Source organism: Clostridium pasteurianum (assembly GCF_001705235.1).
Lineage (GTDB): Bacteria > Bacillota > Clostridia > Clostridiales > Clostridiaceae > Clostridium_S > Clostridium_S pasteurianum_A.
The window spans coordinates 1,449,912-1,463,778 of sequence record NZ_MCGV01000001.1; the positions used below are offsets into that span (position 1 = coordinate 1,449,912).

A 13,867-nucleotide genomic window follows, 5' to 3' on the forward strand; every position below is an offset into this window, starting at 1 on the left:
TTATGGATTTATTATACACAAGGGGAAAAATAAAATTAATAATTATTGTAACTTTTTCTCCGTTTCACTATGAAAAACTCTTAATCTTATAATTTCTTCCATTTCTACTAGTGGAAATGTTCTTTTATAAAATGTAGATTTTCCAAAGCAAAGCGAAGGAAAATCATCATTAATTCTTAATTCTTCTTTCTTAATTCTTAGTTTTTCTTTAAACTCTAGGACAACAAGGACTTGAAATTCCACTTAAAGCTTTTTCGGCACAATTATCTGTGTTATTCTCAACTGCAAAATCACCAAGTGAAACTATTCCGGCAAGCTTTCCATCTCGAACAACAGGAAGTCTTCTTATTTGTCTTTCACTCATTATCCTTGCAGCCTCAGTTACATCCATATCTGGACTTGCAACTACAGGTGTCGATGTCATTATACTTCTAACGCTTTGCTCTGTGCCATTCTTTCCATCAGCCACTGTTCTCAATACTATATCTCTATCTGTTATAACTCCTATGATTTTTCCACTAGCACATACAGGAATAGATCCTATATCATGTTCCTTCATAAGATCTGCTGCTACTTTTACGTTATCCTCACTATTTATAGTAACAACAGCCTTAGTCATTATTTCACTTACTTTCATAAAAAAACGCCTCCTAGAACATTATATATAGCGCATAAATTCTATTATATTATGCCTTACATATAGTTTAACCAGGAAAGCGTTTTATATTTATTTTTTATTTAATTTTTTACGCGCAAAATATGCAATTGGTGCTATACATACCACTAATAATACTGGAAGAAAAGAAGCAAGTGACATTTTTCCTCCAAAACCTTTTCCTATAAATGAATACCCAAGCATTTCAGGTGCCACACCAATTAGCGTTCCCAAAATAAATTCACTGTATTTCATCTTAGTAAGTCCTGCTGCATAGCTTAAAGCATCATATGGAAAAATAAATGATAATCTCATGAGAAGTATTATAACTAATCCATGCTTATCTATATTATCATCTAGTTTCATAACTTTTCCTTTTAAAATTTTAGTTACAAAAGGCCTTCCAAGTTTTTTCGCAAGCATAAAAGCAATGGTTCCAGAAAAATAGCACCCTATCATACTTAATGCAAATGCCTTCCATGGACCAAAAACACTTCCAGCCACTACTGAAAATATCCATACTGGCATAACAAGTAAAAATGGCTTCAATGAATACATTATTACAAAAACTAACGAAGCGTATTTTCCATAGCTTAATATGTACCTTCTTATCATTCTAGGACTTATATGAAAGATTCCACCTCTGTGGAAACGGAATATATGATTTTCTTTAATAAAAAGAATTACAATCAACACAATTAAAATAGTCAAAATGCCTAATAAAATTTTCTTCATTTTACGACTCATTTTATTCACCTCAAACCACCTACTATAAATACTTAATAATAATAACATATTAGTGCAATAAATGACACACCAAAAAAATAAGTTTTATTTTAGTTTAAATTTTATTATCAAAATAGAATTTATATGCTATAATATAGATTGTTATATTGTTTTCATTAACTTTTTAGGAGTGATTTTTTATGGCTAAAAGTTCAGTAGCAAATATTTTTACTTTTAGTAACCTATCATGCGGTCTGTTATCATTAGTTATGACTTTGGCTGCTTCATCCAATAATCAAGAATATTACAAATTAGCTTGTTTATTTATAATTATCGCTGCAATTATAGATAGGTACGATGGTAGAGTTGCTAGAGCTTTAAATGTATCAAGTGAACTCGGTAAAGAACTCGATTCTCTTGCTGATCTCGTTTCATTTGGCGTAGCACCATCAATTCTAGCATACAACTTATGTAATTTTAGTTCTAACTTTAGATTCGCAGGTTATATTTTGGTTTTAATATTTCCTATAGCTGGAGCCTATAGGTTAGCACGTTATAACCTATCAACTTTTGATGGTTCATTCCGCGGAATTCCGATCACAGTCGCTGGTATATTAATGGCATTGTATTTACTTGTATATACTATGTTAAATCAATATCCAAACGCTGTACTTACAATAATTTTAATGCTTATATTATCGTATTTAATGATATGTAACATAAAAATCAAGAAATTATAAAATAAGGATGAGGACTTTAAAATATACATACTGAGCCTCATCCTCATTTATTTTTTGGCGGCAGCGGTGATTTCGGTCTAGGTTCTTCCCGGCAGTCACAATCACGTTTACCACATATCTCATCTTCTATATTCTTCTTCTTTATCTTACACTTAATAATACAAGCTTTTATCTTACAATAATCTATATAATCATCTTGACACTCATCAATTACGTCAAGAAGATCATCTATTATATCACCTAGTTTATTAACCCTTTCAAGTGCATGCTTGACATCACTCCGCCGTGCTGGTGTAATCTGATTTAATTCACATGCACCACCTATTAATAGTCTATATGAATTAACATATTTAGTTAAAAAATCCGATAATCTATTCAAATCACAACAATACCCATCTATTGACTTCTTGCTATCCAAATCCCTACTACCCAAATAATAGCTATCATTGAATTATATTATATATAAATTTTATATATGATTAAATAATTTATCACTTCATTATTTTATTTTTTAATTTTTGGCCTGTTTTAGTAACTGCAAGTCCCCCAAGTGCTGTTTCCCTTAGTTCACATGGAAGCTGTTTTCCTACTTTGTACATAGCATCTACAGCATCATCAAATGGAATTACACTTGATACTCCTCCTAGTACCATATCTGCTGTTGTAAGTGCATTTACAGCTCCAGAGACATTTCTCTTTGCACAAGGCACTTCAACTAAACCAGCAACAGGATCGCAAATAAGTCCTAAGACATTTTTAATTACAATAGCCGCTGCATCTAGTGCCATTTCTGGTGTTCCTCCAAGCATTTCTACAATTGCACCCGCTCCCATAGCCGCCGCAGAACCACATTCAGCCTGACAACCACCTTCCGCTCCAGATAAAGTTGCATTTTTAGCAATTAGCATTCCAATTCCTGAAGCAGTAAATAATGCTTTTGTAAGTTCATCATCTGTTTTATTAAATTTTTCGCCTACTGTTAAGATAACAGCCGGAAGTATTCCACAAGAGCCCGCTGTTGGCGCAGCCACTATTTTTCCCATTGAAGCATTAACTTCCGAGCAAGCAATTGCTCTTGCCATTGCTTTAACCATAAATTTACCTGTAATAGTATTTTCACTTTCTGCATAATTATTTAATTTAAATCCACTTCCTCCTATGAGTCCACTCATGGAATTCACTTTATTCTTAGTACCATAATCAGAAGCATCCTGCATAACCTTTAAATTTTTCTTCATTCTTGAAAATACATAATCATAGTCTTTTTGGCTTTTTAAAATTTCTTCGTTTATAGTGTACTCTGCTATACTTATTTTGCGTTCATTACATTCTTTTATAAGTTCTTCACCATTGTTAACAAACATTCTATTCACCTTCTGTAACTGGATTTATTGCTATAATACTCTTTATATTATCTACACCTTGTATTTTATCTATAACTTCCTTTGATACTACTGTATCAGTTTCTATAATCATTTTAGCTGAAAATCCTCTGCTGTTCCTATATACCTTTAAAAATGCTATATTTATGTTATTCTCATAAATCATAGTTGTAATTTTTGATATCATTCCTGGTACATCCTTATGGGATACTATTAATGTTGGGTAATTTCCTTTAAAATCCACGCTGCTGCCATTTATCTCAATTATATTTATATTGCCACCACCTATTGATGACCCCATTACGCTTACCGTTTCTCCATCAGACTTTGTGATTAAAAACTTAACAGTGTTAGGATGTACATCTCCAAGATCGGCTCCCTTAAATTCAAAGTCTATTCCCTGCTCTTTAGCTATCTTAAAGGAATCTCTTATTCTAGCATCCCACGGTTCCATTCCTAATATTCCTGCAACCAATGCTTTATCTGTACCATGTCCCTTGTACGTCTCTGAAAATGACCCATGAAGCATAAAAACAACTTTTTTTAACTTGCTTTCCTCAGCTATTGCCCTTGCAATTTTACCAAGTCTAACAGCTCCAGCTGTATGTGAGCTTGACGGTCCAATCATAATGGGTCCTAGTATATCAAATACACTATATTCTTTCATTATTTGCCTCCTAAGTTTGTATAGTGAAATCAGCTCAGTTACGACCTACATATGCACCATAATATCTTAATGATTGATATTTTGGTACATATATAACTTAAGTTTCGCAATGATTTCAGTGAAATCAACTCAACTACCAATTATATATGTACCATAATATCTTGATAATTGATATTTTGGTACATATATAATTTAAGTTTCGTAATGATTTCACTTATTTAATAGTTATAAAAACAGCTTCCGCCTATAAACTCCTTTAATATTGAGTTCTGTGGGATAAATTTTTCATCTATATCTTTAAAAAAGTTAAGGAAACTTCTAAGCTTTCTAGCTTCATAATATACACTACTTGAAGGTTTTATTTTGGAAAGTTCCACCAATGCATACTTTCTAAGTATCCCAAGCTCATAAACCAAAGTGGAGTTAAACATAACATCGGCCTCTTCTTGAAATACAAATATATTCTTTTCCTCTCCGCGCTTTATAGATGGCCACATTTTAAGTGTCTCTTCTCCCCCATATCCTCTTGAAAGGTAATCTCGTACAATCCTTCTTATTTTTCTTACATCTGTTGTTGCAATCCTATTGTGATTATCAAGATTAAGTTGGGTTAAAGCACTTACATATATTTTAAATTTATTTTTCCTATCTATTGAAGGTGTCAATTTCTCATTAAGTCCATGTATACCCTCTATAACTATAACTCCATTTTTAGGCAGCCTGATTTTTTCGCTGCTCCACTTTCTAGATCCTGTTTTAAAATCAAACTTTGGAAGAGTAACTTCCTTGTAATTCATTAAGTCCTTTAAGTTTTGATTAAATAAATTTATGTCCAAGGCATCTATAGACTCAAAATCATAATCTCCATTTTCATCCTTTGGAGTATGCTTCCTGTCTACAAAGTAATCATCAAGAGAAATAGCTACAGGTACAAGCCCATTTACCCTTAGCTGTATTCCAAGTCGTTTTGAAAATGTTGTTTTCCCCGATGAAGATGGTCCTGCTATGAGTACCACTTTTACATCTTTTCTTTGATATATCATATCAGCTATATATGCAATTTTCTTTTCATGAAGTGCTTCTGAAACCATTACTATATTCTGCACATCACCATGCATTACTTTATCATTTAAAGAACCAACATCTCCTACTCCTAAGATGTTACCCCACTGCTCTGTTTCATAAAATATATTATAAAGTTTAGTTTGATCGTGATATGATGGAAGATTGTTTATATCTTTTTCAGAAGGTATTCTAAGAATAAATCCAGGTTTATAATAAACTAAGTCAAATTTTTTAAATATACCTGTAGAATAAGCCATAGTTCCATAGAAATAATCATAAACACCATCTAACTCATAAAGTTTTAAGTTCTTAACCTTAACATATTTTAAAAGTTTTACTTTATCAGGCATATTATAGCCTTCAAATATTTTAATTGCATCCTCTTTTTTTATAGTAATCTTTTTTATTGGTATATCTTTTTTAATTATCTCCATCATTTTATTTTTTATTTTAATTATGTCGTCTTCAGTTAAATCACCATTTTTTTTATGAATCTCGCCAAATATACCATTATTTATTGAATGCTCAATTGTTACTACAGCATCTTTAAATATTTCTGAAACAGCCCTAACTAAAATAAACTGAAGAGTTCTTTCATAGACCTTAATGCCAATTGAATCTTTTATATCTATAGTTTCAAATGTACCTGAATAATTAAATTTATGTGTAAGCTCATAAATATTACCATTTAACTTTCCAAGCACAACCGGAGCATCAGTCTCCAAATTATTTTTTTTAATAAAATCATAAAAACTAGTTCCTCTACTTACTGAAAAATTTTCTCCATTTTTTAATTTAATGTTAACAGTACTCAACTATAACATCCCCTTATACCTTAAATTAAAACTTTTTACCATAATATTATACTTTAATTTATCAAAAATGTATCATTTTATAATTATATTTTTTGCTTATTTGAGAAACTATAATCATATAAAATAAATATATCTAAAAAGGATTGATACTATGTTCATTATTATGATTAGAACTATAATATTATATTTTTTAGTCGTACTAACAATGAGATTAATGGGTAAAAGACAGATAGGTCAGCTTCAACCTTTTGAACTTGTAATTGCAATAATGATATCAGAACTTGCATCTTTGCCAATGCAGGACACAAGAATTCCACTTATACATGGAATAATACCTATAATAACCCTGCTGATTTTAGAAATATCTCTATCACTTATTCAGCTAAAAAGTGAAAAAGCAAGAACCTTACTCTGTGGTGAACCAACTCTCTTAATAAATAAGGGTAAAATTGATGTTAGCGCCCTAAAAAGTCAGAGGCTCAACATAAATGATTTAATGGAAGAATTGCGACTTAAAAATTATTACAATGTAGAAGATATTGAATTTGCCATACTTGAAACTAGCGGTCAAATATCTTTAATACCAAAAACTCAACTCACTAATGCCACTAAGGAAGATTTAAAATTAAAAACTAAACAGGAAGTGGTACCTGTAACCCTTATACTAGATGGGAAAGTAAATGTTAAAAATATTAAGTATATAAAAAAAGATGCAGAGTGGCTTATGAAACAGCTTGAGAAAAACAAGATAAATTCTCCAGAAGATGTTTTTATAGCGCTTATAAATTCAAAAGGTGACTTTTATTATCAAAAATATGATGATACTAAGGAGAGTTAAACATGAAAAATATAGTTATAGCCTTGTCTCTATTCATAGGTATAATTTTAATGAGTTTCTTTTCAATAAAATACATAAATAAAACCTGTGGTTATTTTCTTGATTTAAATGCAAAAATACAAAACTCGCTAAAAAGCGGAGAATATGATAAAGCTACTTCCTACTTAAAAACATTTGAAAATAGTTGGGATAAAAAATCAAATACATTATCTGTCTACATTCATCACGCTGAGACTGATGATATAAGCATGGAAATTGAAAAGCTTTCTCAATCCATTAAATATAAAGAAAAAAAGGATGCTATGGAATCAACACATTCTTTAAACTTTTTAATTAAGCATGTAGTAAATCTTGAAAAAATAAACATTCAAAATATTTTTTAAATAATAAATAATATTTATTGAAAATAGTTATTAATTATATTAAAATAGAAACAATCTAATATCTTTATTTTCAAAAATATTTTATAGTTAGGAGTCATTATTATGAATAATACCAATGAAGAAATTATGGATAAATTGACTAAAGTATGTGTATGTAAAGCTGTATCAAGATATTCTATTAAAAAAGCAATAAAACACGGGGCAAAAACTGTTGAAGATGTTCAAAAAACTACGGGTGCTGGTTCCGGCGGCTGCTGTGGAAAAAGATGCATTCCTAAAATAGAAGAGCTCATAAATTCTTATACTAAAAATAAATGTCATTAAATATTATTTAGAAGATTCGTTTTTTGATATAAACATCTTCTTGATTATTATTATATTTAAATAAGAGTGCTTTTCATGTAATGAAACTGCACCCTTATTCATCAGTTACATTCCTATAAATTTTTTAACTGTATCGTTTTTTAATAAATTAAAATTATATTTTACAGAATAGCTATATTTTGATTTTATCAATGCAACACCATTTATTAAAGCAAAAATAAACGCTAAGATTTCTTCCACTAATGCTATTTTTTCTATTCCAGTAATATTAGTTAAATACCTGTTATAAATATTACTAAATCCGTTTTCCTTAGCATTCACTAACTGAACATTTTTTACTATAGCCTTTCTATAAAATTCGAAATCAAAAATATTATCTGCTGGCAAGTAGCTATCTTGTATAACTATATTAAATTTTATCAATTTAAATATAAGAACAATACATACTAAACATATAGTAATTTTTCCAATATTAATTAAAATCTCTTTGGTATTTTCTTTTACTAAGCACCAAAAATACTTATTTTTTAAGTTATCTTTAATTAATTGATTAAATTCCTTAATATATTTTATAAGTAATTTTATAAAATATATTATCCCACAACTTCCAACTAAAAAGCACATTATTAATGTATACTGAAAACTTATCTTTTTTGATATTGTATAATTTAGCATACTATATAAGGATAACTTACTTCCTACTACTTCTATTAACTTATTATTTATTTTACTTGCATTATTTTGAACTGTATCCCTAATTGTAAACACATCAACTGATAAACTTTCTTTTTTATCCGACACCCTATAGGAAGAGTATGGAATCATTATCCTTTCATAACCATCATCTGACATACTGTAAGTAAAAGATTTATTCGTTTTATAAACTCCTATGATTTTATACTTTTCATCATTAATAATAATTATATCTCCAACTATTTTAGTTGTTTTATACAGAGCATTTGCTAAATTATCACTAATTACTGCTACTCTATTTCCATTTTTAACTGATAAATAATCAAGTTTCCCTCCATCTATTAATTTGTATGGGTATAATTGAAAAAAGTTTTCATCTGTCAAAACTACTTTTGTTTTAATATCCTTATTAGGTATAACCTCGTATTTATTTTTCACATTACAAGTATTTTCAGCATATCCAGTAAAATTTAAATTACTACATTTTTCTTTTACTTTATTGAGTTCTTGAAACGTTATACCATTACTGCTTATTCTTTTGTACTCTACCATATTAGGAACCTCTAGACTTAGCATGTAATTAAAATAAGCACTTCCTACTAATATTGCTATAAATACAATTAACCATATTATAAAATTTAATTTTATAATCTTTTTTGCATTCACAAAATCACCTTGATTCATTTTTATTATCTAACTTAACTTCAGAATTATCCTGAATTTCCTTTGAAGTGCTCATTACAATACCATAGTTTTTAGGAATTGATTGTCCAGCTGGTGCTTTAATTGAACAGCTTTTATCATCTGAAGCTATCACTTGTATTTGAACTTTCTGAACATAGTCTTCCCCACCTAATGCATCATCCTTCATATTAACAACAAAAATATAATCTAATCCACCGTCTTCGCTCAAACAGCTTTTAGGTATTACATTATCATATCTTTTAGTATCTTCTACAGAACTTACTGTTACCTTATCTCCTTCTTTAAAATTTACTGCATCATTTATTTCTGCCGAAAATGTATACATATCTTTTTCCGAATTATAATTTTTCTGTGTTATTGTTGCAAGAACTTTATTTTGTTTGTCACTTTTTTCATCTGCCTTCATAAGTACATTTACTGTTCCTCCTATAGAAAATTGATCTGCACTCTTAGAGGGCACTTCAAAATTAACCAAACACTTAGGATTATCCCCTACAATTTCAAATAAAGCAGATGAACCTGAGCCTGAGTCTGAGCCTGAGTCTGAGCCTGAGTCTGAACCTGAAGCTGGACCTGAAGCTGGACCTGGACTTTGAGATAAATATTGTGAATTTATACCTATAATCGTGCCATCAATATCCGAAAGTATATTTCCGTCTTTATCCAAGCCTTGACGAAGCTGATTCTTTTTGAGATTTTCGGTCTCTAATTCATACTCATCTTCTTGAATTTTATCCTTATCTGGATTAGGTGTTGTATTTAAACTTTTTAATTCATCCTGAATCTTCATTATATCTATTTCTTCTTTTCTTTCCTCTAGTGTTATTGAGTCATTATCTACTTTCCCAATAATATCATTTTTCTTAACTTTTTGATTCACCTTTGCATAAATTTCTTTGACATTCCAATCACTTGCTGAATATATTTTATGAGTATTTTCATAATTTAGAGTACCTTGTGTCTCAAAAACATCTCCTATTGCTCCAGATTTTAAATTTACAACTGTAACCTTAGGTAACAACATATTCTTTATCGTTTTAGAAAAGTACGTACAAAAAATCAACGTACCAACAAACGCAATAATAATTATATTAATAACTTTTTTTCTTTTCATATACCCTCCTACTTACTATCAAGATGCTGTATTCCTTCTAGCAATGCCTTTTCACCCTTTAAGAAAATCAACATTGCCGGTATTATAAACAATACTCCACAAGCAAAAGCCAAAGCTATAGAGGTCTGATTTATTTGTGATAAAAAAGTAGACATAGGTTGCTCTTTATCATCAAGTAAAATTAAAGGTTGTTCTATCATATTCCAATTATCTACAAAGCAAAGAATTGCAAGTGAAGCTATAGCACCCTTGCATTGAGGAACAATAATCTTTAATAATATCTGTATATGATTAGCTCCATCAATCTTAGCTGACTGGCACTGTTCATCTGGAATACCCTTTATAAATTGTGTCAATAAAAACACACCAAATGTAGAAAAAATATTTGGCAATATAACTGAACTATAAGTTCCAACCAAATTCATCTTTTTTAACATTATATAAATAGGTACAAGTGTAACTTGATATGGCATCACCATAAGTAAAATAAACAGAAAAAATATTTTATTCTTATAGCGAAAATTTATTTTGCCAAATGCATACGCTCCTAAAACCGATACTACTATCTGTCCCAAAATTATAGGCATTGTTAATATTATAGAATTCCAAAATTTTAATAAGAAATCTGGTTTTCTAAGAAGGACTTCATAATATTGGATTAAAGTAAATGAATCTGGAATAACATGAAATTTATAGTTTTCAACCGTATCTTTGACTTCAGCTTGCCCCATAAACGAACTAGAAATTATATAAATTATTGGCACAATCACGCAAAGCATAAATAAAATTAGTATTGCATACTGGATTAGCTTTAAAATCTTACCATATTTTGTCATACTTTATCTCCCCTATACCTCGTACTTTTTTTGTAATCTAAATAATAAACCAAGTACAAGCGCTATAAAAACAAAAACTATAACAGAAGCTGTAGAAAGTCTTTGATAGTTTAAATTAGTAAAATTATTATTCATAAAATGCTGAAGCATATACACACTAGAATCTGGATACTCTCCTAAGAGAATATAAGCTTCCCTATATATTCTTAATGAATTTATTATTGAGATTATAAAAACAAAAAATATTGTAGGAATTAATAGTGGTAGTGTTATCTTAAAAAAAGCACCAATCTTGCTGCATCCATCAATAGATGCAGCTTCATAATATTCTTTAGGTATATTATTTAATCCTGCAAGAAATATAATCATATTGTAACCACAATTTTTCCATATATATAATAGAACAAGGATTACAAATGCCCATTTACTATTGAGGTAATCCGGTCCAATTACGCCAAATTTCTTTAATACCTGATTCAAAAACCCAGTTTGTGCAAATATAATTTGCCATATCAATGCTACAGATGCTACTGGAATAACAAGTGGTATTGTCAATGTTGTTCTAAAAAAAGATCCTCCCTTCAGTTTACTATTTAAAATCAATGTAATTAACAGAGAAACTATCATAACCAGTGGTACACTTACTAAGTTGAATAATATTGTATTTTTAACAGCTAACCTAAAAGAACTATTTTTAAACAAATCAATAAAATTTTGAAAACCTACATACTCTACATCACCTACACCTTTTGTAAAACAATAGAATAAACTTATTATAAAAGGTATACCAAAAAATAAGAGAAATCCTATTATTGATGGTGCTGAAAAAATATATCCATTTATATTTTCTCTCTTGCTGTATTTCACCCGTTATCCCTCCTTCCTTGCCAGAATAGTGTTTATTTAGATTTATATACCAAATTAAATCTGTCTATTTAAATACATATACCAATACTTTAGTAGCCTTAAAAACATCTCCATCCTTTTTTCCCCATACCATTAGCATTGAGTCTTCCTTAATATCAGATATTGTACCAGCTGCATCTTTATTATCCATTCCTTTATTAGCGGATGTTCTAACAGTTACAGCAGTATCGTTACTAACTTGAAATGTAGTCATATTTTGAGTAGCTGCTGCTGAACCTTTTTTAGGCATTGATACTGAACCTTTCTTTTCGTTTGTTTTTATAATTGTTATATTGTTTCCATCTATTTTTGCTACTTTTCCATTCAAATCTCCTTTGCTTGTTGAGACTTCTGAGGATGATTGATTAGAAGCTTTATTTTTAGAATTATCACTTGCAACTGTTGATTGTTTATCATTAGAATTTCCATTTACATTTGAACATCCTACTGTAAACATGAGAATAACTAAACTAACTATACTTATAGCGATTTTAATATTTTTTTTACTTTTCATTACATACACTCCTCTACTCATTAAGATATAATTTAATTTTATTTTCTAAAATTCTGACACAATTTTCATAAGATGACCTATCTTCAAAATATGGTGTTAAACATTTCATCATTGTCTGTTCCACTTCATAATCAGTAACTTGTGCACCACTTAAATTATCAAGTACATTATTGTAATATCTTTGAAAATTATCTGATAAAGGTTGCTTTACAATTGTTACATCCTTGCTGTATTCATATGCACTATTAACTTCATCCTTCATATACTTATTTTCTAAGTCTCTTGCAGCTTTTTTATTAATAGGTATATATGATGGTAATTTACGTGATCCTTGTATATCTTGAGATATAGCAATCTTTATAAAGTTATAGGCTGCTTGCTTATTCTTAGCATTTTTACTTATAGCTAATGAATTACCTACAATAGCCGTAATCTTATCACCTCCTTTATAGCTTGGCATTGCATTTATAATTTCCTTTTCTCCTATATATTGATTAACCAAAGATTCATATATAAAAAAAGTATCACGCATATCAATAGGATCATTTGAAAATAAAACATCTCCATTTTTTAAATCCTCTAGACCATTAACGCCAGAAATACCTGCAAGGTCTGATTCCTTTTTAGATGAATTATATATTTTTTTATAGTTTTCAATTATTCTCTTAAACTCTGGTTTATCAAAATACACTTTTTTATTATCATAATCTATAAATTTTTCACCGCTGCTAACCAAAAAATCTTCTATATCCATGGGTGTGGAGAAGAGATACTTATTTTTATCTTCATTAGTCGAGTTAATATATTCGTCTAATTCATTCATAAAATCGTTTTGTGAACAACTGTTTTTTAACTTAATATTGTTATCTTTTAAAAGCTTATTTGTTGTTATATATTGATTAACATAATAATCAATTGGCATTATTAACTGTTTTCCATTATATAAACCAGCTTGCATAACCTTCATATTATAGTCACTTTTCTTAAAATCCTTATCTTTTTCGATTAAAGGCTTTAAATCAAGAAGCATTTCTGATTTCTCCAATTTTCTGGTACTCATATTATCTAAAACTAATATATCTGGACCGTCTCCAGCTAAAGTATCTGTAAGCATTTTTTTCACATATCCTTCTATTCCACCATTTTTATTAGTATCAAACATCACTTTTTGAATCTTTATATTAGGATATTTATTTTGAAATTCTCTAATAATTGCATCCATTCTTTTATCATAATTTTCACCATCTCCAGCTAAATAGAGTTTCAAAACATTACTTTTTTGGGCATCTACTTTATGTTTAAAAACAACAGGATAAAATCCAATAATTAACACAGCAACTATCAAAAGTATAACTAATACAGCTCTCCTCTTTATCATCAATACACCCCACTAACATTTTTAATTACCATATATATCATATCAAAACCAACATTAAGATATCGTTAAGATACTAATATTTAACTTTTTTACTTTGTTAAACAATTTTTTATTAAACCCAGATTC

General features: G+C 29.2%; 17 protein-coding genes. 4 read left to right on the forward strand and 13 right to left on the reverse strand.

Features of this window, described 5'->3' with window-relative positions; all coding sequences use genetic code 11:
- Positions 1 to 42: 42 nt before the first annotated feature.
- The 3 genes from BEE63_RS21620 to BEE63_RS06345 all read right to left on the reverse strand — a co-directional run bounded on the left by BEE63_RS21620 (position 43) and on the right by BEE63_RS06345 (position 1,402).
- Positions 43 to 243: a hypothetical protein gene (locus tag BEE63_RS21620; protein WP_175400815.1), complete on the reverse strand. Its 201-nt coding sequence runs from the start codon at positions 241 to 243 to the stop codon at positions 43 to 45.
- Positions 209 to 637: a CBS domain-containing protein gene (locus tag BEE63_RS06340; RefSeq protein ID WP_066020578.1), complete on the reverse strand. Its 429-nt coding sequence runs from the start codon at positions 635 to 637 to the stop codon at positions 209 to 211. Before BEE63_RS06340 ends, BEE63_RS21620 begins: the two co-directional genes overlap by 35 nt.
- 90 nt (positions 638 to 727) lie before the next feature.
- Complete coding sequence (locus tag BEE63_RS06345; protein ID WP_066023183.1) at positions 728 to 1,402, reverse strand: TVP38/TMEM64 family protein; 675 nt, start codon at positions 1,400 to 1,402, stop codon at positions 728 to 730.
- Between the two features lie 179 nt (positions 1,403 to 1,581).
- On the opposite strand from BEE63_RS06345, the gene pssA reads away from it, so the two are divergent.
- Entirely contained in the window at positions 1,582 to 2,121 is a 540-nt protein-coding gene (gene pssA / locus BEE63_RS06350; RefSeq protein ID WP_066020579.1) for a CDP-diacylglycerol--serine O-phosphatidyltransferase, read from the forward strand.
- A gap of 43 nt (positions 2,122 to 2,164) precedes the next feature.
- Here the strand turns inward: pssA and BEE63_RS06355 are convergent, their stop codons facing one another.
- The 4 genes from BEE63_RS06355 to BEE63_RS06370 form a co-directional block, all read right to left on the reverse strand.
- Positions 2,165 to 2,539: a hypothetical protein gene (locus tag BEE63_RS06355; RefSeq protein WP_242874708.1), complete on the reverse strand. Its 375-nt coding sequence runs from the start codon at positions 2,537 to 2,539 to the stop codon at positions 2,165 to 2,167.
- A gap of 73 nt (positions 2,540 to 2,612) precedes the next feature.
- A complete protein-coding gene (sdaAA, locus tag BEE63_RS06360; RefSeq protein ID WP_066020580.1) occupies positions 2,613 to 3,485 on the reverse strand; it encodes an L-serine ammonia-lyase, iron-sulfur-dependent, subunit alpha in 873 nt (290 codons plus the stop codon).
- Position 3,486: 1 nt separating this feature from the next.
- Entirely contained in the window at positions 3,487 to 4,170 is a 684-nt protein-coding gene (gene sdaAB / locus BEE63_RS06365; protein WP_066020581.1) for an L-serine ammonia-lyase, iron-sulfur-dependent subunit beta, read from the reverse strand.
- A gap of 218 nt (positions 4,171 to 4,388) precedes the next feature.
- Entirely contained in the window at positions 4,389 to 6,050 is a 1,662-nt protein-coding gene (locus BEE63_RS06370) for a nucleoside kinase (RefSeq protein WP_066020582.1), read from the reverse strand.
- 151 nt (positions 6,051 to 6,201) lie between these two features.
- Between BEE63_RS06370 and BEE63_RS06375 the strand changes: the two genes are divergently transcribed.
- The 3 genes from BEE63_RS06375 to BEE63_RS06385 all read left to right on the forward strand — a co-directional run bounded on the left by BEE63_RS06375 (position 6,202) and on the right by BEE63_RS06385 (position 7,595).
- Positions 6,202 to 6,888, forward strand: coding sequence for a YetF domain-containing protein (locus tag BEE63_RS06375; RefSeq protein ID WP_066020583.1), 687 nt, complete (start codon positions 6,202 to 6,204; stop codon positions 6,886 to 6,888).
- A 2-nt stretch (positions 6,889 to 6,890) separates the two neighbouring features.
- Positions 6,891 to 7,271 carry a DUF4363 family protein gene (locus tag BEE63_RS06380; RefSeq protein ID WP_066020584.1) on the forward strand — a complete coding sequence of 127 codons (381 nt, stop codon included), beginning with the start codon at positions 6,891 to 6,893 and terminating at the stop codon, positions 7,269 to 7,271.
- A 99-nt stretch (positions 7,272 to 7,370) separates the two neighbouring features.
- On the forward strand, positions 7,371 to 7,595 hold the full coding sequence (locus BEE63_RS06385; RefSeq protein ID WP_066020585.1) for a (2Fe-2S)-binding protein: 225 nt from the start codon (positions 7,371 to 7,373) through the stop codon (positions 7,593 to 7,595).
- Between the two features lie 105 nt (positions 7,596 to 7,700).
- Here the strand turns inward: BEE63_RS06385 and BEE63_RS06390 are convergent, their stop codons facing one another.
- From BEE63_RS06390 to BEE63_RS06415, 6 genes are all read right to left on the reverse strand, one after another.
- The gene (locus BEE63_RS06390; protein ID WP_242874710.1) at positions 7,701 to 8,972 is read right to left on the reverse strand and encodes an ABC transporter permease; all 1,272 of its coding nucleotides are present in this window, start codon (positions 8,970 to 8,972) and stop codon (positions 7,701 to 7,703) included.
- Positions 8,959 to 10,107, reverse strand: a complete 1,149-nt coding sequence (locus BEE63_RS06395) for an efflux RND transporter periplasmic adaptor subunit (RefSeq protein WP_066020587.1) — start codon at positions 10,105 to 10,107, stop codon at positions 8,959 to 8,961. Before BEE63_RS06395 ends, BEE63_RS06390 begins: the two co-directional genes overlap by 14 nt.
- A gap of 8 nt (positions 10,108 to 10,115) precedes the next feature.
- On the reverse strand, positions 10,116 to 10,943 hold the full coding sequence (locus tag BEE63_RS06400) for a carbohydrate ABC transporter permease (RefSeq protein WP_066020588.1): 828 nt from the start codon (positions 10,941 to 10,943) through the stop codon (positions 10,116 to 10,118).
- A 12-nt stretch (positions 10,944 to 10,955) separates the two neighbouring features.
- Positions 10,956 to 11,810, reverse strand: a complete 855-nt coding sequence (locus BEE63_RS06405) for a carbohydrate ABC transporter permease (RefSeq protein WP_066020589.1) — start codon at positions 11,808 to 11,810, stop codon at positions 10,956 to 10,958.
- A gap of 64 nt (positions 11,811 to 11,874) precedes the next feature.
- Complete coding sequence (locus BEE63_RS06410; protein WP_066020590.1) at positions 11,875 to 12,363, reverse strand: hypothetical protein; 489 nt, start codon at positions 12,361 to 12,363, stop codon at positions 11,875 to 11,877.
- A gap of 13 nt (positions 12,364 to 12,376) precedes the next feature.
- Positions 12,377 to 13,741 (reverse strand): extracellular solute-binding protein, encoded by a 1,365-nt coding sequence (locus BEE63_RS06415; protein WP_066020591.1) that lies wholly within the window; start codon positions 13,739 to 13,741, stop codon positions 12,377 to 12,379.
- Positions 13,742 to 13,867: the final 126 nt, after the last annotated feature.

Coding starts and splice junctions, on each gene's coding strand:
- BEE63_RS06415 (WP_066020591.1), bottom strand. CDS start 13,741: ATGATAAAGAGGAGAGCTGTATTAGTTATACTTTTGATAGTTGCTGTG.
- BEE63_RS06395 (WP_066020587.1), bottom strand. CDS start 10,107: ATGAAAAGAAAAAAAGTTATTAATATAATTATTATTGCGTTTGTTGGT.
- BEE63_RS06380 (WP_066020584.1), top strand. CDS start 6,891: ATGAAAAATATAGTTATAGCCTTGTCTCTATTCATAGGTATAATTTTA.
- BEE63_RS06345 (WP_066023183.1), bottom strand. CDS start 1,402: ATGAGTCGTAAAATGAAGAAAATTTTATTAGGCATTTTGACTATTTTA.
- sdaAB (WP_066020581.1), bottom strand. CDS start 4,170: ATGAAAGAATATAGTGTATTTGATATACTAGGACCCATTATGATTGGA.
- BEE63_RS06400 (WP_066020588.1), bottom strand. CDS start 10,943: ATGACAAAATATGGTAAGATTTTAAAGCTAATCCAGTATGCAATACTA.
- BEE63_RS06390 (WP_242874710.1), bottom strand. CDS start 8,972: ATGAATCAAGGTGATTTTGTGAATGCAAAAAAGATTATAAAATTAAAT.
- sdaAA (WP_066020580.1), bottom strand. CDS start 3,485: ATGTTTGTTAACAATGGTGAAGAACTTATAAAAGAATGTAATGAACGC.
- BEE63_RS06410 (WP_066020590.1), bottom strand. CDS start 12,363: ATGAAAAGTAAAAAAAATATTAAAATCGCTATAAGTATAGTTAGTTTA.
- pssA (WP_066020579.1), top strand. CDS start 1,582: ATGGCTAAAAGTTCAGTAGCAAATATTTTTACTTTTAGTAACCTATCA.
- BEE63_RS06340 (WP_066020578.1), bottom strand. CDS start 637: ATGAAAGTAAGTGAAATAATGACTAAGGCTGTTGTTACTATAAATAGT.
- BEE63_RS06375 (WP_066020583.1), top strand. CDS start 6,202: ATGTTCATTATTATGATTAGAACTATAATATTATATTTTTTAGTCGTA.